The 24,991-nt window shown below is 27.7% G+C and carries 20 protein-coding genes; 13 read left to right on the forward strand and 7 right to left on the reverse strand.

From position 1 onward, the window contains the following. The first annotated feature begins 4 nt into the window (after window positions 1–4). The 5 genes from GCL60_RS13485 to GCL60_RS13505 all read left to right on the forward strand — a co-directional run bounded on the left by GCL60_RS13485 (window position 5) and on the right by GCL60_RS13505 (window position 8,549). Window positions 5–3,061: an efflux RND transporter permease subunit gene (locus GCL60_RS13485; RefSeq protein ID WP_153421200.1), complete on the forward strand. Its 3,057-nt coding sequence runs from the start codon at window positions 5–7 to the stop codon at window positions 3,059–3,061. A 104-nt stretch (window positions 3,062–3,165) separates the two neighbouring features. After that, on the forward strand, window positions 3,166–4,392 hold the full coding sequence (locus GCL60_RS13490) for a hypothetical protein (RefSeq protein WP_153421201.1): 1,227 nt from the start codon (window positions 3,166–3,168) through the stop codon (window positions 4,390–4,392). Window positions 4,393–4,469: 77 nt separating this feature from the next. Beyond that, window positions 4,470–6,827, forward strand: a complete 2,358-nt coding sequence (locus GCL60_RS13495) for a CHASE2 domain-containing protein (RefSeq protein ID WP_153421202.1) — start codon at window positions 4,470–4,472, stop codon at window positions 6,825–6,827. 8 nt (window positions 6,828–6,835) lie between these two features. Beyond that, window positions 6,836–7,270 (forward strand): GatB/YqeY domain-containing protein, encoded by a 435-nt coding sequence (locus tag GCL60_RS13500; RefSeq protein ID WP_153421203.1) that lies wholly within the window; start codon window positions 6,836–6,838, stop codon window positions 7,268–7,270. Between the two features lie 22 nt (window positions 7,271–7,292). Further along, complete coding sequence (locus tag GCL60_RS13505; RefSeq protein WP_153421204.1) at window positions 7,293–8,549, forward strand: MFS transporter; 1,257 nt, start codon at window positions 7,293–7,295, stop codon at window positions 8,547–8,549. 3 nt (window positions 8,550–8,552) lie between these two features. On the opposite strand, the gene GCL60_RS13510 is transcribed toward GCL60_RS13505, so the two are convergent. Both GCL60_RS13510 and GCL60_RS13515 read right to left on the reverse strand, forming a co-directional pair. Beyond that, entirely contained in the window at window positions 8,553–10,493 is a 1,941-nt protein-coding gene (locus GCL60_RS13510; RefSeq protein ID WP_153421205.1) for a S41 family peptidase, read from the reverse strand. Between the two features lie 1,015 nt (window positions 10,494–11,508). Beyond that, complete coding sequence (locus GCL60_RS13515; protein ID WP_153421206.1) at window positions 11,509–12,678, reverse strand: hypothetical protein; 1,170 nt, start codon at window positions 12,676–12,678, stop codon at window positions 11,509–11,511. A gap of 822 nt (window positions 12,679–13,500) precedes the next feature. Between GCL60_RS13515 and GCL60_RS13520 the strand changes: the two genes are divergently transcribed. Further along, window positions 13,501–13,680 carry a hypothetical protein gene (locus GCL60_RS13520; RefSeq protein ID WP_153421207.1) on the forward strand — a complete coding sequence of 60 codons (180 nt, stop codon included), beginning with the start codon at window positions 13,501–13,503 and terminating at the stop codon, window positions 13,678–13,680. 98 nt (window positions 13,681–13,778) lie between these two features. Here GCL60_RS13520 and GCL60_RS13525 read toward each other — a convergent pair whose 3' ends face one another. Then, entirely contained in the window at window positions 13,779–14,348 is a 570-nt protein-coding gene (locus GCL60_RS13525) for a hypothetical protein (RefSeq protein WP_153421208.1), read from the reverse strand. Between the two features lie 452 nt (window positions 14,349–14,800). On the opposite strand from GCL60_RS13525, the gene GCL60_RS13530 reads away from it, so the two are divergent. Further along, window positions 14,801–15,487: a hypothetical protein gene (locus GCL60_RS13530; protein ID WP_153421209.1), complete on the forward strand. Its 687-nt coding sequence runs from the start codon at window positions 14,801–14,803 to the stop codon at window positions 15,485–15,487. A 229-nt stretch (window positions 15,488–15,716) separates the two neighbouring features. On the opposite strand, the gene GCL60_RS13535 is transcribed toward GCL60_RS13530, so the two are convergent. After that, a complete protein-coding gene (locus tag GCL60_RS13535; RefSeq protein ID WP_153421210.1) occupies window positions 15,717–16,100 on the reverse strand; it encodes a type II toxin-antitoxin system HicB family antitoxin in 384 nt (127 codons plus the stop codon). 979 nt (window positions 16,101–17,079) lie between these two features. On the opposite strand from GCL60_RS13535, the gene GCL60_RS13540 reads away from it, so the two are divergent. The 3 genes from GCL60_RS13540 to GCL60_RS13550 all read left to right on the forward strand — a co-directional run bounded on the left by GCL60_RS13540 (window position 17,080) and on the right by GCL60_RS13550 (window position 19,648). Beyond that, window positions 17,080–17,865: a hypothetical protein gene (locus GCL60_RS13540; protein ID WP_153421211.1), complete on the forward strand. Its 786-nt coding sequence runs from the start codon at window positions 17,080–17,082 to the stop codon at window positions 17,863–17,865. A 678-nt stretch (window positions 17,866–18,543) separates the two neighbouring features. Next, a complete protein-coding gene (locus tag GCL60_RS13545; RefSeq protein ID WP_153421212.1) occupies window positions 18,544–18,957 on the forward strand; it encodes a hypothetical protein in 414 nt (137 codons plus the stop codon). Between the two features lie 145 nt (window positions 18,958–19,102). Further along, window positions 19,103–19,648: a TetR/AcrR family transcriptional regulator gene (locus GCL60_RS13550; RefSeq protein ID WP_153421213.1), complete on the forward strand. Its 546-nt coding sequence runs from the start codon at window positions 19,103–19,105 to the stop codon at window positions 19,646–19,648. 7 nt (window positions 19,649–19,655) lie between these two features. Here the strand turns inward: GCL60_RS13550 and GCL60_RS13555 are convergent, their stop codons facing one another. The 3 genes from GCL60_RS13555 to GCL60_RS13565 form a co-directional block, all read right to left on the reverse strand. After that, on the reverse strand, window positions 19,656–20,105 hold the full coding sequence (locus tag GCL60_RS13555; protein ID WP_153421214.1) for a glycine zipper 2TM domain-containing protein: 450 nt from the start codon (window positions 20,103–20,105) through the stop codon (window positions 19,656–19,658). Between the two features lie 91 nt (window positions 20,106–20,196). Then, window positions 20,197–20,640, reverse strand: coding sequence for a hypothetical protein (locus tag GCL60_RS13560; protein ID WP_153421215.1), 444 nt, complete (start codon window positions 20,638–20,640; stop codon window positions 20,197–20,199). A gap of 35 nt (window positions 20,641–20,675) precedes the next feature. Further along, window positions 20,676–21,659 carry a pyridoxal-phosphate dependent enzyme gene (locus tag GCL60_RS13565; protein WP_153421216.1) on the reverse strand — a complete coding sequence of 328 codons (984 nt, stop codon included), beginning with the start codon at window positions 21,657–21,659 and terminating at the stop codon, window positions 20,676–20,678. Between the two features lie 73 nt (window positions 21,660–21,732). Here GCL60_RS13565 and GCL60_RS13570 point away from each other — a divergent pair, with 73 nt between their 5' ends. The 3 genes from GCL60_RS13570 to GCL60_RS13580 are packed head-to-tail and all read left to right on the forward strand — an operon-like array spanning window position 21,733 to window position 24,938. Next, window positions 21,733–23,034: an SAM-dependent methyltransferase gene (locus GCL60_RS13570; protein WP_153421217.1), complete on the forward strand. Its 1,302-nt coding sequence runs from the start codon at window positions 21,733–21,735 to the stop codon at window positions 23,032–23,034. Then, window positions 23,031–24,377: a hypothetical protein gene (locus GCL60_RS13575; protein ID WP_153421218.1), complete on the forward strand. Its 1,347-nt coding sequence runs from the start codon at window positions 23,031–23,033 to the stop codon at window positions 24,375–24,377. Before GCL60_RS13570 ends, GCL60_RS13575 begins: the two co-directional genes overlap by 4 nt. A 15-nt stretch (window positions 24,378–24,392) precedes the next feature. Then, window positions 24,393–24,938 carry a DNA-3-methyladenine glycosylase gene (locus GCL60_RS13580; RefSeq protein ID WP_153421219.1) on the forward strand — a complete coding sequence of 182 codons (546 nt, stop codon included), beginning with the start codon at window positions 24,393–24,395 and terminating at the stop codon, window positions 24,936–24,938. Window positions 24,939–24,991 lie beyond the last annotated feature (53 nt).

The raw sequence follows: 24,991 nt of genomic DNA on the forward strand, positions 1-24,991 counted from the left end.
AATTATGTTGCTTTCTAATGTTTCTATAAAACGCCCTATTTTTGCAGGTATGATGAACTTATTAATTATCATTATAGGGCTTTTGGCATATCAAAAAATAGGAGTAGACAATCAGCCAAAAGTAGATTTACCTATTGTCAATATCAAGGTTCAAGTTGCAGGCGCTACACCAAAATATATAGAACAAAATGTTTTGAATCCTATAGAATCTGCATTACGTTCTATAGAAGGAATTGATACAATAGATTCAACAGCTTCAAATGGATCCGTAAATATTAGAGTTACTTTTGTATTATCTGAAAATATAAATGTTGCTGTTAATAATATTAGAAATGCAATGACAAGTGTGACTGGAAAGAAAAATTGGCCATCCAATGCGCTCACTCCCGTAGTAAAGCCTGTCGACCAAAATGCATCCTCTATTCTACAAATTGCTTTATCTAGTAAAACAATTAATTTTGGAATTGGAAACTTATCAGAATATATCAATAGCATTTTTGTCCCAAATATATCACAGGTAAAAGGAGTAGGAGATATTGGAATTGCAGGTTTAAGACTTCCTGAATTTGATATTTCTTTTGATAATGATAAACTAGATTCACTTGGTCTAACGGCATATAACGTTATAAATCAAATTAAATCACAAATTGTTACTGTTCCAGGTGGGCAAGTTAAAAATGAAAAACTTGCTTATAATATTAACTCAACTACTTTACCGAATTCAATTAATGAAGTTGCAAATATTCCAATTTTAACAACAGCTGGTGTTATAATTCGGCTAGATGAATTAGCAGTCATAAAAGACACCATTCAAGAACAGACAACATACGGGGAAAGCGATGGAAAACCTGCGATTATTGTTTATGTGTCTAAATCTTCTGATGCAAATACAGTTGAAGTTGCAAATAACTCAAAAAAATTAATAAATAATTTATCGCTATCAGTAAAAGATAAAATTGATATTCGCATTGTAAATGATACTTCTCGATTTATATCTGGCTCAATGAATGCCGTTAATTTTGATATTATTCTTGGAGCTATTCTTACAATTTTAATCGTGTATTTATTTTTGCAAGACTGGAAATCTACATTTATCAGTTCAATTGCCATTCCAACTTCTGTTTTAGGAACAATTGGTCTAATTCATTTACTTGGATTTACTTTAAATTCAATGACAACATTAGCGCTCTCTTTATCAATTGGAATTATAGTTGATGATGCCATAGTTGTAATAGAAAATATACATAGGCATATCCTTTTAGGAAAATCGGCTCGTGTTGCAACATATGATGCCATGAAAGAAATAGGAATACCAGCAATTGCAATAACATTTGCTATTATTGCCGTATTTATGCCCGTTGCTTTTATGGAAGGAAAAATAGGTCGGTATTTTTATGAATTTGCTATTACGGTTTCAGCATCTGTATTAATTTCACTTTTTGTCGCCTTTACCTTAAGCCCTATGCTTGGTAGCAGGATATTAAATAAACATGACTCCGAAAAAAAGAAAAATTTTATATTAGAAAAATTTGAATCTATTTTTATATATTGGGAAAATTTATATTCAAAATTAATTATAGTCACTCTTAAAAATAGACTTGTTACAATAACAATGGGTTTTTTCGTACTTATACTAAGTTTAATCCTATTACATTTTGTACCAACAAACTTTACACCAAAAATGGATACAAGTTACTTTGCTATTTCAATGCAGCTTGCTCCAAATACATCAATACCAGAGACAACAATTCGCTCTCAAGAAATTGCAAATTGGCTTAGAAAATATCCAGGAATAAAAAACGTATTTTTTAGACTAACCGATCAAAATGACTCTGTATTTATTGTTAACTTAGTTGATCCAATTGAAAGAAATTTTACTCAGCAAAAATTAGAAAAAAGAATTCGTAGTGAATTAAAGAAATTTATTAAAAATCCAGATGAAATCATAACACTCGGAAGACCGGGAAAATCACAGCAACCTATACAAGTTATTTTAACTAATCCAAACTCACAAGATCTTGAAAAATACGCTCTTGAATTGCAAAAATATTTAAAAACAATAGATGGCGTTGAAGATATTATTTCAGACACTCCACCTCCCGCTGATGAAATTAAAGTGGTACCAAACTTCGTAATGGCAAATTCTTTAAACGTAACAAGCGATGCAATTGCAACTACATTATCTTATTTGTTCTATGGTGAAAATGTGGGGTCTTTTAATAGGAATAGCGACACATTCGACATAGTCGCAAAAGTAAATGATAAACAAGCTTTAACTCCAAACGATATTTTATCTGTGACTGTTCCAGGAAAAAATAATACACCAATTCCTTTAAACAGCATTGCAAAAATATCATTAGACAAACAAAATTCAGTCATTCAGCATCATAACGGGATACAAGAATATACAGTTCTTGCAGACTACACAGGAAATGATTTAGGTAAAGTATTAAAACAAATTGAATCTTACCTAAATCAAAATAGAATGCTTGGATTAAGCTATGATTTTTCAGGAGATTCAAAAGATTTAAAAGATACAAATACTGCTGTTATACAAACACTTTTATTATCTTTATTATTTGCTTATATGGTCTTATGTTCGCAGTTTGAAAGTTTCATAACCCCTTTTGTTATTTTATTAAGTGTTCCTTTAGCATTTTCAGGGGCTTTTATTGCTCTGCTTATTTTAAATCAACCTATGTCACTTTACGCAATGGTTGGCTTAATCTTATTAACTGGACTTGTGAAAAAAAATGCTATTTTACTATTGGATTTTACTGAACAACTCATCCAAGAAGGCAAAAATGTTAACTTAGCTTTGCAAATAGCAGGAAAAACAAGGTTAAGACCTATTCTAATGACAACTTTTGCTATGATTTTTGGAATGTTACCTATGGCATTTGGAAGCGACTTAGGTCATGAGCAGCGTTCCCCCATGGGAGTTGCTGTCATAGGTGGTCTTATTTCTTCAACAATTTTAACACTTTTAGTCATACCATGTGTTTTTAGTATTTTTAAAGAAGCAAAAATGATTTTAAGTTATAAACCTTCCAAAAAATAAGCTTATGATATATATAGAAAATTAATTATTTTTTCAGTTTTTTGAAAACCAACTCCGATAACTTAATTGTTATTCCTTATATTAAGGAAACAAAGGAGTCATAGTTGGCGAGCAAGAAATTGATTACAAAATCTATAGATCCGCAGTCTGCTATTCGCATGTTTATTATTGAATCAAATATGCTTGAACAAAATTCTTCTAAAATAAAAAGACATGCAAATATTATAGAACAGTATAAATCACTATCTAAAGATCAAAAATATTACATTGCCGAATTTACTACTGATACAATTTATACAAAATATTTAAATGCTGAAAAATTTAATGACATTTTATTTTCATATTGTATATTATCTAGTTCAGAAGAAAATTGGCATTTTTCTAAAGTTCTAATTGATATATTATTAAAAAAGACTAAAGATGAAATATTTACTAAAAAAATATGTGAAGTTTTATTTGAAATTATAGATCAAGAGTTTTCTATTGAAGAAAATGAAAGAAAAATAATTGCTAATTGTTTATCATTAGTTATTAACATTGGAATAAATAAATTTGAAGAGAATTCCAAAACAAACAAAAAAATTAATAAAAACAATGAAATTATTGAATACATCACATCAAATCTTTTAGCCAGGGGAAATATTAATAATATAGAAATAAGAATTGCTATTGTATATTATTTATCTAGAATTGAGATAAAATCAAAAATAAATTTACAAAAAATTCTTTCTCGTTTTGGGCAAAGTTTACTTGAGCATATTTTTGCGAAATATTTTTCTGAAAATGAATCCTCAAAAACAGCATTTATATTTTTAACAGAACATTTAAAAGATTTTCTATCTGGCTCAGCACATCTTGCAGAAATGGGAAATGCTGTTCTACAAAATCAAATGTTAAAAAATCCAATTGAATTTATAAATTTTTCTGATAAATATTCAGACCTAATTTTTGACAAATTAGATGACTTAAAATCACTTAATATTCATTTATCATTTCTTTTAAAAAAGTCATGTGAGATAAACAAATTAGAATTAATCAATGGGTTGCAAAAAATAATATTAAAAAACTTAAATAATTTAAAAAAACATTCTGAATCATTATTCGTAGAAAGCTTTGAAAATATTATTGAAATTATTTCAAAAGCACACTCAAAAAATATCAGAGAATCAATTAATATAATTACAAAATTTTATCAAGAAAACACAAAAAAGTTAAATTCAAACATAATACATAAAAATTTTAATCAAAACAAAAATTATAAAAACCAAAATCCAACCGAATCAAATATAAATGAGTCTCCGTTTGAACAAATATTTCTTTTGGCTAAATAATACATATTTTCCCATTTTCTCATTTTATACTCAATTATAATATCATGGTAATTATTATACTTGAGTAAGGGAAAAAAATGCCTAAAGAAAACATCAAAAGTAAAAGAAAATTTAAATATTTATTTGTTCCTTCCTCTTTTAAAATTGGAATATTAATTACATTATTATGCTTATTCTTCTTAATTAAACATTATAGTTTACCAAAAAATTCTATTGATATCGTTGGTCAATTAGAACGGGTTCTTTATGATATTCGCTTTAAATTAAGAGGTCCTAAAAAATTAAGTGGAGTTGTAGGAGCACTTACAGCAGATGATAAAAGTATAGAAAAATTTGGAAGATGGCCATTCCCAAGAGGAATTTATGAAAAGGCATTTCAAAATCTACAAAATGCAGGTGTAAAATGGATCGGGTTTGACGTATTTTTTTCAGAACCTTCACACAGGCTACTTGAAGAATCTTTGCCAGATTTAGAAAAAATTCTTATTTCTTCAAATTATAATCCAAAAGCATTTGAAAATGGCTTAGCAGAGTTATTAGAATCAAGTCCTGGTGATATTTCTCTAGGAAAAAGTATCGACAATTTTGGAAATATTGTGCAAGGATTCTTTTATTTAGAAAATGACGAACAAATAAAAGGTTCTTCTTATGACTGGTTTAACAGCTTTAATCGGCTTAAAAGTTCATCAATTGATTTTCTAGATTTTCCAAATGGCTTCTCATTAAACAATTATAAAGATATTATTTCATATGGTGCAATTACAAACACACCAATTATTGCGGGTAAATCCAAATATATGGGTTTTGCAAATAATCAATCCGATTCCGATGGAATGATTAGAAAATCAATATTAGTAAGAACAATTGATCCAATAAATAAATTTGGTGAAAAAATTGGGGCTCCCATTATTGTTCCTAGTCTTGCCTTATCTTTAGCTGCAAACTATTTAGCAAGCGGAGTTGTTATCCATTTTGACCCATCTGGCATTGATTCGATTGAACTTTATCCAACCGATAGCAAAAAGAAACAAATTAAAATCCCAGTTTATTTTGATGGACTAGGAAAACTTCTTATTAATCATTATGGTGAATTCTCAAAAATTCCTCAAATTTCGTTAGAAGATGCTTATAATAATAAACTTCCGAAAGATATACCTAAAATTTTAGTTTATGGAGGAACAGCGACAGGAACAAATGATAAAAGACCTTCTCCATTTGATGAAAACTTTGATGGAGTTGGTCATCATGTTGCGATAATTGAAAACATATTAACACAAAATTTTATGAGAAGACCTATTTCTGCCCCATTAATAGAAGTTTCATTGCTTTTATTCACTGGTATTCTTTTTTCTTATGCACTTAAATATTTAAATGCATTAAAATCTTCCTTTTTTATTATACTCATTCTTGCTACCTTCTTTTACATTGATGAAGAATATTTATTTGGACAAGGTAACTGGTACTATGCAGGTATGTTCTATTTACAAAGCGTATCTATTTATTTTGGAATAACCATATTTAAATATTTTACAGAAGAACGAGAAAAGAAAAAAGTGCGAAGCGCTTTTCAACATTATTTAAATCCCGCTGTTATTAATCAATTAATGGAACATCCTGAAAGATTAAAATTGGGTGGAGATAAGAAGTTTATGACTGTCTTTTTCTCCGACGTAAGAGGATTCACAACAATCAGTGAAGCTTTAAGTCCAGAAAAACTAACTTCCATTTTAAATGAATATTTTACACCAATGACTAAGATTATTTTAGATTCAAATGGACTATTGGATAAATATATTGGAGATGCCATTATGGCTGTTTGGGGAGCCCCAATTCCAATGGAAAATCATGCAGACAAAGCTGTTGCTTCTAGCTTAAAAATGCTTGATGAACTTGAAGTTCTTCAAAAAAAATGGAAATCAGAAAATCTACCATTTTTAGATATTGGTATTGGACTGAATACAGGAGATATGGTTGTTGGTAACATGGGTAGCGACCAACGCTTTGATTATACTGTTTTAGGCGATGCTGTTAACTTAGGAGCGCGTCTTGAAGGCATTAATAAAAACTATGGAACCCGAATTATTTGCTCAGAATTTACTAAAAATGCTTTAAAAGAGCCACATAAATTTATTTTTCGTGAACTCGATAATATTCAAGTTAAAGGAAAAAATGAACCTGTTCGTATTTTTGAAATCATGAGATTTAAAGAAATGGATAGACAAAAAGCGCTAGAATTGGTTAGGTTGTTTGAAGAAGGCTTGGCTCTTTACCGTGCCCAAAATTGGAAAGAAGCCATTCATAAATTCAAAGAAGCTATTCGCATGAACGATGGCAAAGATCCTCCTAGTGAAGAGTTTATTGAAAGATGTAATTACCTAAAAGAAAAAGGTCTTGAAAAAGATTGGAATGGCGTTTGGGTATTTAAAACAAAGTAAGGATAAAAATGACTACACTTAAAGAGACACTAACAAATGACTTAAAAAGTGCACTTAAAAATCAGGATAAAGAACTTACTGGAGTTCTTCGTATGTTAATTAGCGCTATACAATATGGCCAAACAGCTGCTAAGCCCATCTCAGAATTTGATGCTGTCCTTTCCTATAGAAAACAACTTATCGATGCTCTTGAAATGTTTCCAAAAGGAAGTGAGAAACATTTACAAACGGAAAGCGAATTAAAAATAGTCGAACGTTATATGCCTAAAGCGCCATCAGATGATGAATTAAATAAAATCATACAAGATAAAATCTCTCAAACACCTTCTCAAGAAAAGGTAAATATTGGTTTAATAATGAAAGAAATAAAACAATTATACCCTACTTGTGATGGAAAAGCTGTTATGGCTCTCATTCAAAAAGAAGTTGCTCAGCATAAATAAACATTTTTAAATTGGAATAAAAATGGCTATTACAAAAACATCAGAGAATAAAACCTTATTTCTTTGTTCTATTGGTGGTGCTTTTGAATATTATGATTTTTCCTTATTTGCTTTAATGACTCCTGTAATTAGTAAACATTTTTTTGATGATTCCATTCCAAGTGTTGCTTTATTAAAAACATTTGGAATTTTTGCTGCTGGGTATTTTGCAAGATTTTTAGGTGGTTTTTATTTTAGTCATTTAGGAGATACTTCTGGCCGTAAAAAACCATTTATGATCACTCTTTTTTTAATGGCAATTCCAACTTTAGGAATTGCCTTGTTACCTACTTATGAACAAATTGGATTTCTTGCTCCCCTTATTTTATTGCTATTAAGAATTGCACAAGGTTTTGCCTTAGGAGGCGAAGCTCCTTGCGCAATGGCTTATATTCATGAATATGCAAATGAAAAAAGAAAAAGTCTCGCAATGGGCTTTCTTTTTGGAGGCATTATTTTTGGATCTTTTTTTGCTTCCTTATTATATTCATCTTTAAATTCTTTAATGTCTCCTGAAACATTTTATTCATGGGGATGGCGTATTCCTTTTGCTGTCGGCGGAATTTTAGGAATAATTGGAATTTACTTAAGAAAAAGTCTAAACGAAAGTAAAGATTTTTTGCAATGCAAAAAATCAAATGGCGTTTTAAAAGTTCCTTTTTTTACTTTATTTCAGAAACACTTTAAAGATGTTGTTTTAGGAATCATTATATTATTGCCATCTTCAACTGCATTCTTATATTTTTTGTTAATATCTTCAAAAACCTTAGAAACCGCATTTCTATTTGAAAAAATATTTATTGAGAAAATTGTAACGTTAGGATTTTTTCTCAATGCCCTTTTTTGCATTATATTTGGATACCTTTCTGATAAAATTAAATCAAAAAATGTTTATATAATTGGTATTATTTCTCTTTTTATTTTAACTTTAATATCAAATTCAGTATTTCAATCTGGCAGTAAAGAAACCATAACAATATTTATTATACTCATGTCTATTACTTTAGGCGCTTGTGTGGGTTCTGTTTTTAATATTTTAGCAACTATGTTTTCCACTAAAATGAGAACATCTGCACTTGCTCTTTGCTTAAATACAACAAATGGATTATTTATTGGAATAACCCCATATGTTTTCACTCAAATAGCAACAATACATTATTTTAATCATTTTCCCATGTTGTATATTAGTTTTTTATGCCTAATATCTTTATTTTTAATTAGAAAATTAAAGACAAAATAATATTCATCTGTTTAGATAGAATTTTTTAGGGTTTTTGGAATTGCCCATATCATCCATTATTTTATTAAATATACTTTCATCATCATTTAGAATATCATAACTTGTTGGCTTATTAATATAATCAGAAATTACACCAATTCCTTCAATATACTGCTCGTCCTTACTATTATTTTCTCTCTTCACTTTATTCCAAGCAAAGCGAATTTCACTGCCTTTAGGTAAAGGTTTTCCATCAGGAATAAGAGGAGACTTTGTCCCAATATCATCAATAACGACAGGAATTAAAAAGTCTTTCCATTCAATCAAATTTGCACCACCACCGCCTGTATGTCTTGTCTCACCAAAAATTCGAGCTATTTTATAATCCTTAAATAAAGCTGTAAAATCGTCACATGAGGAATAGCAATTACTATTTGTTAATACTGCTATTGGCTTTTCAGTATAAATTGGTTTTAAAATTTCTGTCTCTTTTTTTGAATAATTTGGAGGAAGTGAGTCATTCTCATCTCCATCAAACCGATCAGCTGGTTTTAGTAAAAGTTCTCTTTTCTTTACTAATTCTTTTGTTAATTCATTATTAATAAAATATATCATTTCAGCATATGTATCTAAAATAGGTTTTGGCAATTCATCACTTGTCTCTTCTCTAGCAAAGAATCTTGACATTTCTAAATTATAAAAAGTGTCACTATTTGTTTGAGAAACTAAAGGAAATACTTTCATATTTTTTACAAATTTATGTGTAAACATATTTGCTATTAATAAAGGATAACTTCCATATCCTCCCCCATTATTTCTAACATCAAATATAATACCTGAAAGAATTTCGTTATTTTCTAAAACAAATTTACGAATCATATTTACTTCTTCATGAATTTTTTGTCTTACAGCTAAATAATTGTTTTCGTCATATTCACCACTTGGTATAAACATTTCTAAACGAATAATTCCATATTTTTCATTATCATGTTCAACTATTTTCATTGAAATATTTTCATTTGATTTATTCTTTGATAGTTTATAAAAACTGCTAAATTTTTCTTGTTTATTTGATTTTTTTAATTTAAAAAAATAGGATTTATTTTTGAAATTAATTTTTTTATTTTTACTAGAATCACAAATATCTAAATCTGATTTTTTTATAACCCAAGGAAAAGAATATTTTTTTATTGAGTTGTCAGATTTTCGAACATTTATCGTAAATCTTCCTTCAGGTGTTTTCATATATGCACCATTTCTTGAAAAAAAACTTTCAATAGCTCGTGTTTTAAATGCATCTATATTAGAGCCACGGGTATATTTTCCTAATTCATTTATTGCATTTTTTACTAAAATTTCATTAGGGGTAAACGCCTCAATCCCAAAATTTGATATTGATAAAATTTCATCATTTAATTGAAGATCATTATAATTTAAATTATCATCTTCATCTTCAAAATCAGGTTTATCAGTTAGCTTTTCTGAAATAATTAATTTTTCATTTTTTCCATTTGAATCATATGATAAATCTACATTTAATGGAAATCCACCTATTATACATCTAGCAGGTAGTGGATATTCAAAATCTGTATGAAGATCTCGAATATTGATAAATATGGACATTGTTTTTTTTAGTAATTCATCTGAACTCATTTCTATATTTAATTTATTTGCTTCTTTTAAAGCATCATAATTATAATCCGTAATTTTTTGTAATCTGTTCACATAGAAATCATTAAAAACTGTTTTAACAGAAGAAATAAGATTTTCTTTTTCTTCTTGAGATAATTCTGGTAATTCCCATTTTAAGTTATTATTTTTGTTACTTGTCGAAATTTCTTTACTTTCTGAGATCGAATTTATATTGCTATTTTTATTTGCTTTACCACAAGACACTAACAAAATAAAGGAACATAGAATTGGTTTTTTGTAAAATAATTTTGTAATATATTTATTTAAAATCATGATTTCTCCATAAGATACTTATTGTTAAATTATATGTATTGAAAAAATTAATCTTATTTTATATTAAAGTCAAATTTATAAAAAATATATTTTGATAGGTAATAAATAGATAGTATTCTCTATTTTTTGAGAAAATAATAAAACATCAATTTTTAATCATGAAAGGAATAATATTATTAATTTAATCACAAAATATACTATTGCTTATATTTTCTATCTTTTTCTTTCTTTCTAATTTATATTTATTATACATATAAATTATCTTTTTATTTAAATTAACTTTGATTATAAATACAAATAAAAATTGTTAATTTTTGAAAAAATTTCATATTTAAAAAAGTTACTTTACTATTTAAGAATTTATCTTTATCTCAAAAAGAAGGTGACATTTTTATCTATGCATTGGTCCACATCAACTAGATAAATATAAATCTTCAAAAAATGTATACCTAACTATTTTTTAATTTGAAGAAAATTATTGTTTTTATAATAAAAATGAATTGCATTGATTTTTTTAATATAATTGTATAAATGAGTTGAAAAATTAATTAAACGACAATACTCAGCTCAAGATTAATTAACTTTCCAAGCAGGAGTAGGGCAATAATTTCAATAAATGAAGCTATAGAATAAAGATAAACAAAAGAACTAGTGTTATTTTGGAAATAAGCTCCAATTCCTTTATTTTTGTATGAATAATAAAAAAAATTGTCTAAAATATGTATAGTTTTTGTCTATATTTGAGAATCACAATTGCTCGAAACTTAAGCTATAACTCCACCATTGTTTACCCAAGAGTGAGCTCAACTGCTACATAAGTAATTTAAACAATATTTGGATTATTAATAGAATCTAGCTGAGTAAAGAATCATGAGCGTCTAGCTATTCGTTAGCTTAAGTTATTAAAGTAACTTATCACTTAAGGACATAAATGGTATAGATTTTTCTAAATTACATATTAATATTATTAACAAGATTTACTTTTTGCTATAAAAAAATATTGTGCATGAAGTTATTATAAAGTCCAATACTTATCTGTATATTTAAATATTTTTTCTAGTTCTAAAATAGTAAGAGGTCTTCCATCTTTATTTTTAAGACAAAAACTTCTTTCATTAAAAAATTTTGAATTATTGGTATTTTTATTTTCACTATCATGAGTTTTTTCATTAAATTTATTTCCATAATTATTTCTAAATGGATAATCACTTTTTTGAAAAGCTCTTAAAGCCGAATAACCATAATTAGCAGATTTTAATTCATTTGGCATAGAAAAATTATCGTCTGTTTTACCAAAACTATACAGGTCATCAATAAATTTAATCAATTCTTTATTGCTAGTATTCCCAGAAAAAAAATCTTGGTCAATACTAATTGGAGAATTTTCGTGCAATAGGTTTCTTATTAAATAATTATTATTGTCAATGCCTAATTCTTTATCTAATTTTTTTTCATTATCAATATTAGATACTGGTTCATAATAGTATCTTGTAAGTGAATTCATTGTCGTGGGTTTAACTAAACTATTAAAATCTTTACTTTCTAATTTGATACCATAAATTACTTTATTTCCCGTAGTTTTGATTTTATTATAGACATTTTTCAAAAGTTCTTTAGCAAAAACAAATAAATTAGTTGGTATGTGGTAATTTCCTATCCATGATCCGCTATCAGAAAAATTTAATTCTGGATTTTCAAAGGGAGCATAAATTTGGTCAAATTCATTCGGCATAGTTTTCAACATGGAAGCTTTTAAAAGTCTATTGGCAAAATGGACACAGTTATGATCCATACCATACTTTGCTGAAATTGTTTTTTGCCTTCCTAATCTAATGTTCCCATTTTCAATAGGAGAAGAGGTTTCATTCCATAAATTTGATTTATTTTCTCCTCTTAATTTAGTTTCTTCTTCTATAAATCTTTTATATTTATAGTAGCGCCAATATTCAAATACCGCTGTTTCACTTAGCCCTATTTTATTTCCATCTTCCAAAGTTGGATAACAATATCTATATTTTATTTTATTGTAAAGACCACCTCCTTCTACTATGTATTTATGTTTAGGATAACTATCTCTAGGTTGAGCATGCATATGTAAAAAGCATGATTTTTTTCCTAAACCAGTTAAAGCAATACCGTAATGACCGCCAGCACCCATTTCATTATATCCAATTAAAACAAGCATAAAGTGACTCCTTTACAATACTTAACAAATTTATAATATAAAAAAATTAAGTGCCCCGAATTAAAAAAGAAGTTTGCCAAATAAAAATACAATATTTTTAAGATATTATTTTGTTAATTATATTTATAAATAGCTTAATAAGTTTAAATTTTATTTCATTTTTATACTTTTGTTTCAACTTTTTTACAAGATCTAAGATTTTAAATATATATCATCAGATACTTGCCAATAAAAACAGGAATAAATGTCGAAAATTCTGACAACTTCAAACATTAAATAAGAGAAATTTTTTTAATTATAAGAAGATATACCTTAATTTAAAGAGTATGATTTTAAAATATACAGTCTATTTTTCTTAATATTTTAATGAATTTCCTAAATTTTATTGTTTGGACGTTTTTTTACAAAAATATTTTTGGCCTTAGTTTAAAAATTTTATTCATACTAATTAATTATTATTTTGAATGAGTTTAATTAATAAAAAGAAAAATAAAGAAATACTTATTAATGAAGTTAACAAGTATTTAAAAAAATAATATTAGTACAAAAGAATTCCGCAAATATCTTGGTTTTCCCAAAATAGATTTTAATAAATTTATGGAAATTTCTGAAGATATATCACTTATACTAATGGCAGAAATAGCAGAATTTATCAAATGTGATCTTGAACTTACATTTACAAAAAAGAGTTAGATAATCATTTATTATTTTAAAATTATTGAGTAAAGTAATTATTAATTTATATCCCCGAAGCGTTGAAGCTCAAAAAGAGACAATTTTATTTTATTACTATAACTTGCAGAATCCGAAACGGAACCGAGCTTGCAAATTGCTATACGAATTGTAAGAGGCATGCAATTATTTGGAGCTTATAAAAATGAAGAAGCAAAAGAATTTATAGGAGAACTTGGATGGAAAGTTGTACAATACAACGGAGGATGGCAAGAAATATGCTACAATACAAATATTAAATATATTAGTTTATTTAAAAAGAAAAATTAAAATTAATTATATAAAAAAGCCTCAGACCGACAGCTAGAATCTTTAATTAACTTTATCATTGTCTAAAAATGTTGATGTTTTTGATAAATCAATCTAGGTTAAGGATTTCCACAAATCATGCGTACACCATTCAATCCTGAATCATCACCATCACCTTGAGGTCTTTCAACTCTTGTCATTAGTCCTACTACAACTTGGCCTGATGGACAAAATTGAAAATTACTCCAATTTCCCCAATGTGTTTTTGCTTCTGCACGAGCCACATTACCATTTCTACACATTAGGGCTACATCATTTGCAGCAGTGTCATCCCCATCCCCCTGAGGTGCTTCTATCTGAATTGCAAACCCAGTTACTGGACCGCTGCAATATGCAGGATATCCCCATGATCCCCATTTTGAAACAGTGCTTGTTACATTCGAACCGCCACTGCAGTGGAGAGCAATACCATTCAAGGCACTGTCATCCCCATTTCCCTGAGCCCCTTCAGATTTAAGCATATAACTATCGACATATTGTCCTTGTGGGCATCTTTCAGAAGAACCCCAATCACCCCAATATCCGTCAGTTGGTGAATAATTTCCTGGGAAATCAGGAAGCCAGCTATCTGCAAAAGCAAAACAAGAAAATGAGCTCATAAGAAGTATTGGTAATATTTTTGTATACATATTTTTTGCCTTTCTAATAAATTATGAATTGATTCACTGATAATACATTGATATTTTTATTAAAAATTAATACGTCAATATATTGACATATTAATAGCGGCTTGCAGGAGGGACTTTTGCGGAAATTCAATTTTAAGAAGTGAAAATTGAAATTATACTTAAATATTTGATTTTATTATATTATAATTTTTTGACTTTATAAGAGGCTATATCAGGTATATTTAAAAAATTTTAAGCAATAAATTTTTATTAGAGATAGATATGATGTTTATCTATTTGTGATAAAAATATTTTTTCTTTTGTTTTTTTAAGGTCCCATCAGAATTCAAATTTTGAATTTTTTCGTCTATTTTTTATACACTTTTTTATAGAAATGTAAATAATTTAAGCGCTTTTCAGCCTTTATAAGATTTAATTCAAAGTTTACTTAATATTAATAATTGGAATGCTTTTTGCTTCAAAAAAGTGTGTTATATTCGTTAAACCTTTTTCATTCTATCAATATGGCAACAAAAAATATTTTAACAAAATTAATTTTAATAATGTCGGTTTGTTGTTTTTTTGAAAAGCCAGTATTTTCAAAAAACTTTGTCTCTAATTATAGCGAAAATTATAATTTAGGAATTACTGCAACAAATAATTCAACAACTAAAAATAATTATTTAAGAATGCCAGCAGAAATAGAACCCACTAAGTTTGGCAATGAAGCTATCCCTGATTTTTTCCTCTGGGGAAAGCCTGGTAAAGACGCTGTTTACTTAGGAATGTGGTCATTTCATTTGAGTTTATTAGCGAAACAAGGAGACGATTTAAATTGGCAACATGATCTTATAGCTTTAGCGTACTCAGGTTTTATTGCTGGTACATTTATTAATTCATTTAATGATCGTTGTTACGTCTTTGGTTTGCATAGAAGTATTTATAGATATGGTAACAAAAATGGGTTTTCTACTGATTTAGGGTACAACTTAGGTGTTGTTAAAGGTTATGACAGTCGTATGGTTTCTGTTGCAGATGATTTAAAATATCTTCCTTTTTTGCAAGTAACATATGATATATCCTGGAAAATGCTTGGCATTCAAATGAGCTATGTAGGAACAGTTTTAACTGCTGGATTTTATATTGAATATGAAATTTAATAAACACTCTTAATCCTATTCAATTAGCTATGTTTTTAAATAGGCAATATTATTTTTAATGATTTAAGAGATAGCTCTGCGCTTTTCCTAGGGCCTTTTTATTTTGTTATGTAATTTTTTTAATATTTTTAGCAGTCAAATGACAGCAATCGAATTTGTATTACTAACTCACTTTATCTTTTGGTACAAAAGTGATTTTGACATCATAACCAATCGCTCCAAGAATTTCTTAAAACTTAGAAAGACCAGCTCCACTAGAACCATTTTCATATGCAGTTAAAGAGCATCTAGAAGTTTTTCCCATTTTTTCAATTATATTTTCTTGCGATAAATTACTAAAAGTTCTTAGTCTGTGAATAGCAAAACCAGATACTTCTTTGATTTTATCTGTCAAAATATCAAAAGTAACAGTGCTCGTGGAAATAACTTTTAAATCATTTTTTGTTATTTTTCCTTTTGTATAGTCTTCAAGTAACACCCCAAAGGCTTCTTTAATCATCTCAAATGTCTCTACAAGAGTTGAGCCTTGGCTATGTATTTCAAGTTCAGGAATCCTTATATAATAGGGGACTTTTTCACTTAAATCATATTCTAAAATTCCACTTATTCTCATAATTTATCCCTTAGCCTTTTGAGCGCCTTTTAGAATTCCTCAAGAAAGCCGTTCATTGAATTCAATGAGCCTTGGAATAGCAACAGTGTCTTTTCCATTGGCGTGTTCACACTTCGTGGCTTCCACCCTCACGTAAAAACCACCAACCTATTTCTTTGAGGGCTTTTTCTAAATCTTTTTTTTTCATATCGGCGCCTCCCAAGCATAAAATGACATAAATATGTACACAAGCCAAAATTTGTATACATATTTGTGTCACTCTTAAATTGTCGATATAATATCAAAAATCCTCATAATAAGAGTATTAGTAGCACTTAAATAAATGCCAAAATCAACACACTATAATCAAAGTTATGATAAATATATGATTATATGCATATTTTTATAAGTTTTTTTCTCTCTTATATTAACAATTTTCAGGACTTTTGGGCTAAGAATAAAATCAAATTATTGCTCTAATGGAATTTGAATTTAATAGAGATCATCATCATATAGGCCTGCGGTAAGCTATAGTGTCAAATAAGACATTATATTAAATTCGAATACAAAAATACTGTAAAAACATATGTTTATAATATAGCTAAAAAAGTAATACCAAGTTGATAATCTCATCATCTTCTAAAATACTTCCTTATTTTTCTCTTTTTTTATTCAGAGTTTTTCTGATATTAAAAGTCTATTAAATTCTTGGTATAAAACTTGATTTTACTCTACGATACTTTTTTAACTAAATAATAATTAAAAAAGAGATTAAATAAAATATAAATAATTTTCAATTCATGAATAAATTAATATAATTAAAGTCTTATATAAAAAAGAGAAGTATAAATTAATTATTCACAAATCCAAAATGAAAGTTTTTATTTATTTTCTAACTTAAATGAACTAATATATTTTTTGAAAAAAGGAGCATCATATTTTTTTGATGCATTAATCTTTTATAACTTTTTATTTGTTTTGATAAATATAAGGAATTTAAATGAAAAAAGATACTGAATTCGAAAAACTCTTTGTGTATACAGATATTAAAAATTCAATTACTGGAAAAAATGATAGCTATTTTAAATATGTAAAAACAGGAATAAAAGATTCAAAAATGTTATTATCTTTTTTAAAAAAAGACTTTTTACAAAAGTTTAACCCAACAAATTCAAGAACAAACTGTGTAGAAATCTCCACTCGTTTGCTTTGGTTTTTTATTACTGGAAAATTGATTCATGCTTCTAATAATTTAAGTAATACTGATTTAAAAAACTTCACATTTAAAGATTTTCAAAAAATGTTTTTTGAAAGTTTTCATATGAATTATGGCATAGCACAAACTAGAGAGAAAATTGCAAACATTTTCAGTATTAAAAATATAATGTTAAATTCAAATATTTTAGATTATACAGATAATACTTATAAAATAAATATTCCATATGGAGCTTTATTTCATATGACAACTAGCCCATCCCTTATTTTTAAAAATGGGAACTTTGTGATTCAAAAGCCCTCGTGTTTCTCTAATCCTATGCACTCTTTCTGTGGAATATTTCTTGAAGATGGTTTTTTTGTAATAGACGGACAAACTGCTTCTGTGTATAATATTAGAAATCAAGAATTCCTTTATTATTCATCACTTTCATCAATGATGAATGTAAAATATAGATATAACTATAACCAAATGTATACAGTTTATGGAGTATATGACAAAGATGTTGAACCAATTAATAATACCTGTAGAATTAGAAATAATTATTATCATAAATTAGGTATATTATAAAAACTTCTATTTTAGAGCAACTAAATCCTTTCAGTTATAGATTAAAGTACAATCTCCAAAGCGGATCTCAGGTTCTATCTGAGAGGAACTTTAAAATAAAATCACTAAGAGAATTGGAAATTTTATGGTTCTCTTTTGTTTTTTTTCATTTTTTATATTCTCTGGAAAACTCATTTTTTAGCTTATTTTCAATCAAAATTCATTAAAAATCATGTGTCAACTTAAATGGGGTCCAAAGCAAAGTATACTAATCATTATTCACTATAAATGATAAAGTAAGCTTTATTTTTATGATTAAAATAAAATCAATCAACTCAAAACTCTTAAATTATAAATTATAGATATTTAATTCATTAAAAATAATTTTTTAGGGACTTGATATTAAATAAATTGAAATTACTAATTATAAAATTCTTTCTTTATTCTATTGAAAGGAAAAAATTGAACAATAGTAAAAATAGATAATATAAAAATTTTATAGGATATAAAATTCCTACATCTCAATTCATTCGAGGCTATAAAATGATAAAAAAATTAATGATTATAAGTTCATTTTTCTTAATTTCCTGAAAACAGGATTCAAGTAAGTTAAATGATACCAATTCGAATAATGAAGTTAAAAAAAATGTAAAAGTTGATCCTAATTTATTTGGATACTGGAAATTAACTATAGAAGATATGTGGACAAAAACTAGTTCTGAGCCAATAATTATGCCTAATATTATAGATCCTAATGAAAGGTATTTTTATTTTATCGACAATAATTTTATAAGAAATTGTTATGTTAAATATGATAAAAATATATTAAAAAATTTATCCTACGAAATAAATTGGATTGATACTAATAATTTTAATTATTTTGATAATGATACTTTATTTCATAATAAAATTATTAAAAACATCACTTTAAATAAAAAGAAATATTTAAAAATTGAAAATAAATATGGATTTAATGGAAAAAATAGAGACTTTGAAATCAACGAAAAAACGGATTCTGATCAAAACGAATTTAAAAATTACTTCCATACCCTTATGCATTTAGAGAGTATTGACGAGGTTTTAGATAAGGAATTCCTAGAAATCGCAAAGTAAAAATGCAATATATAACATTTAATAGAGTTTAAATTAAAGCAACCAACTCTCTACAAATTCTAAAAAAACCAAATAAAATTCACATTTCTTTTTTTAGTCGACATTACACCGAATGTTTGGTATAATTTTAACAAAGGGGACTTTTATGAATAAAAACGAATTAATACAAATACTTATGACAGAGTTTCGAAAAACGGGGTATGAAGGCTTGAGTCTTTCCCAAATCTCAAAAGCGACAGGTTTAGGAAAGGCTAGTTTATACCATCACTTTCCAAATGGTAAAAAAGAAATGGCACTGGAAGTGTTAAAATTTACAAATAACTGGATACAAACAGAACTCTATCCAATTGTGAATAAAGACCTTTCTCCAAATGAAAAATTAAATAATTTAATTCAAACTTTAAATGAATTCTATTTTAAGGGAGAAAACTCTTGTTTACTTGATGTGATGTCAATTGAAAACTCATCCGAAAATGAATTAAATATTCATTCAAAAGAAATTCTTTTAAATTTTACAAATGTATTAAATAAACTTGCAAAAGATTTTGGAAAATCAAACGAGGAAGCTTCTATGATTTCTCAAATTGCATTAAGTATTTTTCAAGGGGCATTAATTCAAACAAGAATTCTTAAAGATAAAAATATTTTTCAATCACAGGTGAGCTACGTTAAAAATTTATTTAAAATATAAATTCCTATTAAAATGTATAACTAACAGTTACACCCATAGCCATTTTATTTAGATAGTCTAATTGAAATAGATCTTTAGAGTTTGTTTCCTTTATTTCATAGCCAGAGTTTTGTGGTAAAAAAGAAAGCATTGGGCGTGCTCGAAAACCTTCTTCTTTTTTCTGAGCGTTTCTTCTTCCAGAACAATCAGATAAAGACAATTCAACGATACCAACAACGGCACCAACGCCAGCACCAATTAAAGTTGCAGTAGCCAAATTTGGAGCAATTTTATCAGAAGATTGATTGGCAATTAAAACAAGAGCACCCACTCCCAATCCGATACCTGCACCAAATAAAGTATCACGAAACATGACAGGACCAACTTCACACTGAGCATGAACAGATTGAAATGTGGGAAGCATTAAGAAACAACTAGAAAGAATTAATTTCATTTTTTTTGTAAACAATTTTCTCATGAAACCACCAATTTAAAATATTTAAAAGAAGTTCAAAAGCTTCCCTTTAAAAATGCAGAATACATAAATTAACAATTCTTTGCAATAAGCTTCATGAATCAAGTTTTTTTTGTAAAACTTTAATAAACGCTTCATCATAGTCTGCTGCGATAACGTTTTGATCAATTCCACCGTTTGATATGTATTGAACAGCTAATTGCAAAAAGTTTTTTTCTTTTCCATTTGAAAGTAACTTAACAGCCTGAGGAAATAACATCCAATTCAATGAAATGCTCTCATTATTAAATAAAATATCACTTGGTAATAAGTCTTTTAATTGTGTTTGCCATTCAATTAAATATCGTAAAGAAAAATTTTTATTAACCAAGGAATCAAATTCTTCGTGCCGCTTTAAATTATATTTTTGAACACAATCTATTATTGAATTATTATGAATAGATAAGCTAGGTAATTCATTATTTTTTAATGCAAAATATATACTTGAATTCCCATTACTTATAAGAATTTTAGCAAAAAAAAGTACTTTAACTTCCATATAACCTCAATTGATTATGCCATTTCTAATAATATTTATTTAGAATAAACATTATTTTTCAAAACTGCTTCTTTAAAACTCAATTTAGATAACCAATCGTTATCCATCATTTTTGTCATGTAGTTACGAATACCATCTGGTAAAATAACAACAATTTTTGATCCGCTTGGAACATGGTCAATAATTTCATTTACTCCATAAAGAGCTGTTCCAGAACTTCCGCCACATAAAAATCCTTCTTCACGAATTGCTCTTCTTGCCCATTTAAAACTAGGCTCATCTGTCGTTTTAATCCATTGATCAATTAAAGAAACATCCAATGCCTTTGGAAAAAAGTCGTACCCTATACCCTCAACTTGGTAAGTACCAACATCTGTACCGCCCCCTAAAATACTGCCAACAGGATCACACCCGATAATTTTACAAGATGGTTTTAATTCTTTAAATTTTCTTGCTATTCCTGTAATAGTACCGCCCGTTCCTGCTCCTGCGACTAAATAATCTGGAACCATTCCTAAATCATCTATAATTTCTTGAGCTGTAAAACGGTAATGAGCATCACAATTGGATGGATTTGCATATTGATCAAGCACATGAGCATTTGGCAATTCTTTTGCCAGTTTATTTGCAATAGAAATATGGCTTTCAGGAGCATCAAATGCTGCTTCTGTAGGTGTTCTAATAATTTCAGCACCAAGAGCAGCAAGAACAACTTGTTTTTCTTTGCTCATTTTTTCAGGCAGAGTAATGATAACTCTATAACCTAAAACAGCTCCCGCTAAAGCAATACCTATTCCTGTGTTTCCACTTGTTGGTTCAATTAAAATATCACCTGGCTTAATTCGTCCGGACTTTTGAGCATCTAATACCATTTGATAGCCAATGCGATCTTTTACAGAACCACCTGGATTTAAAAATTCACATTTTGCATAAACTTCCACATTTTGCTTTTGAAATAAGCGATTAATTTTTACTAATGGAGTTTTACCTATTGCCTCTAAAATATTTTTTGTTTGCATTTTGATACCTTCCCATGCGACAAACCTTCGTCGCTTCTTTATTAAGGATCCCTTCTAACCACAAAGGATAGCTATGTCCAAGCAAAATACTAAACAACAAATACTTAAGCTTAAGGTAGCAAAAGGTCTCCGCTTTAGAATTGCAGAGGACGGAAATTCATACGCTTCAATTTCAAGTTCTTCTGGAGAGTTTTACATGGCTCCTGAAGTCTTGTCTATTATAAGTCTGCTATCAAATAAAAATCTTAATTTAACTTTAAAAGACATTCCTAAGCATTTAAATAATCATTTTAAAAATGTATCTACAAATTTGCCTTTGGAAGAAGAGTGCGAAGCATTAATAGACGATCTTGTTGGAGCTGGTATCCTAATAAAAGAGAATGATTCACAAACAAAGCACATGCAATCCGATGGCTTTGGGGATCCTTGGGCTCAATGGACCATGCTTGCCGATAAATATCGATCAGAAGCATATTTTAACTCACTGAAAAAGCATATAAACCCATCCTCTATTGTGTTAGATGTGGGATCGGGTACTGGATTTCTATCAGGAATATCACTTCATTTAGGAGCAAAAAAAGTAATTGCTATTGAAGAAACAAGTGCAGCAAATAATATTAAACCTATATTCCAAAAATTAGATCTGCAGGCATCAAATAAAAACTTTGTTCTACATAATATAAACAGCTTTGATGTAAAATTAAATGACGATATTTCTATTATTGTAAGTGAATTATTTGGCAATGATCCTTTTCAAGAAGGAGTTATTCCTACCCTAAGGGAAATCGGATCTCGTTTCTTTAATAAAACCATAACGTGTATTCCTAAAAAGGTAACAGTATTTTTTGATATCGTAGATATTCAATCCAATCCAGCTCTTCATCGAATTCAAGCATTTCAAAATTTTAAAGATAAAAAATTCTTTAAAGAAACATTTTTAAATGATTTTTTAATTTCTGCTGGTAATACACTTGATCTTGAAGATATTTCTTTTTCATTGGCATTAGGAAAAAGCGATTTCAATAAAGCAACAAAATCTACAGTGATTGGCGAAACAAGATTAGATCCACCTCCTTATTTTTCAAAAGATTTAAATAAACATCCTTTTTTTGGTAAAAAAACGATTAAAATAACTAAAGATTGTCAAAATTCAATAGCTTTAATTTGGTTCAGAGTTGAACTCACGGATGATATTTTTATTTCTTCGTTAGTATCCGAAAATGATGCTTGTGCCCATTGGAGCCCTATAGCAATCCCTTTAAAAAAATCATTAAAAGAAAATGATTTTATAGAAATCCAACATCAATTAAATGATGAAGAAAACTATATCCATTGTAATATTTACCATAATAAAGAAAAAATAGGTTCCAGATGAATATTAAAATAGAAGAAAATTTAGATCGCAAAATAAAAAAATATATTTATGGAAAATCACAAGTAGCTAAGCTAATCTTTCCTGCTGGCTTAGGATCAATTGCTTTATATGAAACAGAGCAAATTTTAAATAATTTATGGTTTCCTCAAAAATTTAATAGCAAAAGCACTCTCCTTAAAAATGAAATCCTTATAGAAAATATACATATGTTTTCTATTACAGAATTATTAATGAGAAGTTTATGTCTTACTGATATTAGACTTGTTATTTTTGAAGGCAAATGTGTAGGAAAAGAAGCCTTTGAAAAACACTGTAAAAGTATTAACTGGAATTTATTTATTAATGAATCTATGTCTCTTAAATTAAAAGTAGATTCTGTTGCTAGTAAAGCCTTTCATGAAACTGGTTTAAAAGAAATTTTAAGTTCTATTTTAAAAGATTCGGTGAAAGAAATTGTAAGTGGAGAAAATACCAGCGAAACAACTTGTGTATTTGCAGATTTATACAAAGATAAATTAACTGTAAGTATTTCCTTAGCAGGAGATCCACTGTATAAAAGAGGATATCGAGGCACATTAAGCGCCAGCGCTCCTTTAAGAGAAGATTATGCATCATGTTTACTTTTAAAAAGTATGCAATTCGTAAAAAAAATAAATGAAAATTTTGATATTCATAATTTATTTATCCCTTTTTCAGGTACTGGTACATTTGCTTTTGAATATCTTCAATATAAATATAACTGCGCCCCAGCGCTTTTAAAGAGAGAATTTGCTCTACAAAAGATGCCCTTATTCAAGCCAGAAAATTTTAATTTTTTATTAAAAAAAGCAAAAGAAAACTGCTTATTTTTTAAAGAAATATCTTCATTAAGTACTAAAAATAATTTAAATATTATTTGTAATGATAACTCAAAAAATGCAAATGATGCCTTATTAGAAAATATAACAAGTTATAAAAACTTAATTTCAAATCATAATCTTGAGGCTCATATTCCTTTTTTTGATATTAATAATAATTCATTGTTAAATCGTGAAAATTTTTTAAAAATGGATTTTACTAAATTAAATTTTATTGGAAATCTTTTTATTCCACTAAATCCACCCTATGGAATCCGCATAGGAAGCAATTCAGACTCTGCCAATTTGTATAAAAACATTGCAAATAAGCTTAATGAATTATCTAAAACAACTAAAAAAGTGAATTCAAATATACTTGGATTTATATTATGTCCTAATGAAGAAACATGGTCTATCTTTTGTAGAAATCTATTTTGCAAGGAATCAGAAACATTTCATTTCACTCAAGGTGGAATTGATATCAGAGTGTGTTTATTTTATATTTAAAAAGAATAAATATTTATGTGCCAAATAAAAAAAGAATTTTTTATTCAAAATGCTACTGAAGTTGCCCCAAAAATATTAGGAATGAAAATTTGTCGAATTACAAAAAACGGTGAATTCAAAACAGGTATCATTGTAGAAACAGAAGCCTATATGCAAGATGATCCTGCGTGCCATGCATTTAATGGAATTACAAAACGTACTGCTCCTATGTTTGAAGAAGGGGGCATTTCTTATGTTTATCTTATATATGGTATACATTATTGTTTAAATATAGTTACTGGAATCAAAGGCAGTGGACAAGCTGTGCTTATTAGAGCTATAGATTTACAAAAGTCTTCTTTTGAAGCGTCTGGTCCTGGTAAATTATGTAAGTACCTTGATATAAAAAAGGATCAAAATGGAATTTTATTTTCGAAAGAAAATAACCTTTGGCTTGAAAAAGGAATCGAAGTTCCTGACAATAGGATTGGAAGTTCCCATAGAGTCGGAATTTCAAAGGGTATAGATTATAATTGGAGGTTTTTTATTAAAAATAATCTTTATGTATCAAAATTAAAATAAAAAATTACTTTTTGTTTATTTACCAAAAAAGTAAATAATCAATCGCTTTAAAA

The organism is Silvanigrella paludirubra (assembly GCF_009208775.1).
Classification (GTDB): domain Bacteria; phylum Bdellovibrionota_B; class Oligoflexia; order Silvanigrellales; family Silvanigrellaceae; genus Silvanigrella; species Silvanigrella paludirubra.

Excerpts from the sequence above, each read along its gene's own strand:
- GCL60_RS13485 (WP_153421200.1), top strand. The coding sequence starts at position 5 with ATGTTGCTTTCTAATGTTTCTATAAAACGCCCTATTTTTGCAGGTATG.
- GCL60_RS13495 (WP_153421202.1), top strand. The coding sequence starts at position 4,470 with ATGCCTAAAGAAAACATCAAAAGTAAAAGAAAATTTAAATATTTATTT.
- GCL60_RS13500 (WP_153421203.1), top strand. The coding sequence starts at position 6,836 with ATGACTACACTTAAAGAGACACTAACAAATGACTTAAAAAGTGCACTT.
- GCL60_RS13505 (WP_153421204.1), top strand. The coding sequence starts at position 7,293 with ATGGCTATTACAAAAACATCAGAGAATAAAACCTTATTTCTTTGTTCT.
- GCL60_RS13510 (WP_153421205.1), bottom strand. The coding sequence starts at position 10,493 with ATGATTTTAAATAAATATATTACAAAATTATTTTACAAAAAACCAATT.
- GCL60_RS13515 (WP_153421206.1), bottom strand. The coding sequence starts at position 12,678 with ATGCTTGTTTTAATTGGATATAATGAAATGGGTGCTGGCGGTCATTAC.
- GCL60_RS13525 (WP_153421208.1), bottom strand. The coding sequence starts at position 14,348 with ATGTATACAAAAATATTACCAATACTTCTTATGAGCTCATTTTCTTGT.
- GCL60_RS13535 (WP_153421210.1), bottom strand. The coding sequence starts at position 16,100 with ATGAGAATAAGTGGAATTTTAGAATATGATTTAAGTGAAAAAGTCCCC.
- GCL60_RS13540 (WP_153421211.1), top strand. The coding sequence starts at position 17,080 with ATGAAAAAAGATACTGAATTCGAAAAACTCTTTGTGTATACAGATATT.
- GCL60_RS13545 (WP_153421212.1), top strand. The coding sequence starts at position 18,544 with ATGTGGACAAAAACTAGTTCTGAGCCAATAATTATGCCTAATATTATA.
- GCL60_RS13550 (WP_153421213.1), top strand. The coding sequence starts at position 19,103 with ATGAATAAAAACGAATTAATACAAATACTTATGACAGAGTTTCGAAAA.
- GCL60_RS13555 (WP_153421214.1), bottom strand. The coding sequence starts at position 20,105 with ATGAGAAAATTGTTTACAAAAAAAATGAAATTAATTCTTTCTAGTTGT.
- GCL60_RS13560 (WP_153421215.1), bottom strand. The coding sequence starts at position 20,640 with ATGGAAGTTAAAGTACTTTTTTTTGCTAAAATTCTTATAAGTAATGGG.
- GCL60_RS13565 (WP_153421216.1), bottom strand. The coding sequence starts at position 21,659 with ATGCAAACAAAAAATATTTTAGAGGCAATAGGTAAAACTCCATTAGTA.
- GCL60_RS13570 (WP_153421217.1), top strand. The coding sequence starts at position 21,733 with ATGTCCAAGCAAAATACTAAACAACAAATACTTAAGCTTAAGGTAGCA.
- GCL60_RS13575 (WP_153421218.1), top strand. The coding sequence starts at position 23,031 with ATGAATATTAAAATAGAAGAAAATTTAGATCGCAAAATAAAAAAATAT.
- GCL60_RS13580 (WP_153421219.1), top strand. The coding sequence starts at position 24,393 with ATGTGCCAAATAAAAAAAGAATTTTTTATTCAAAATGCTACTGAAGTT.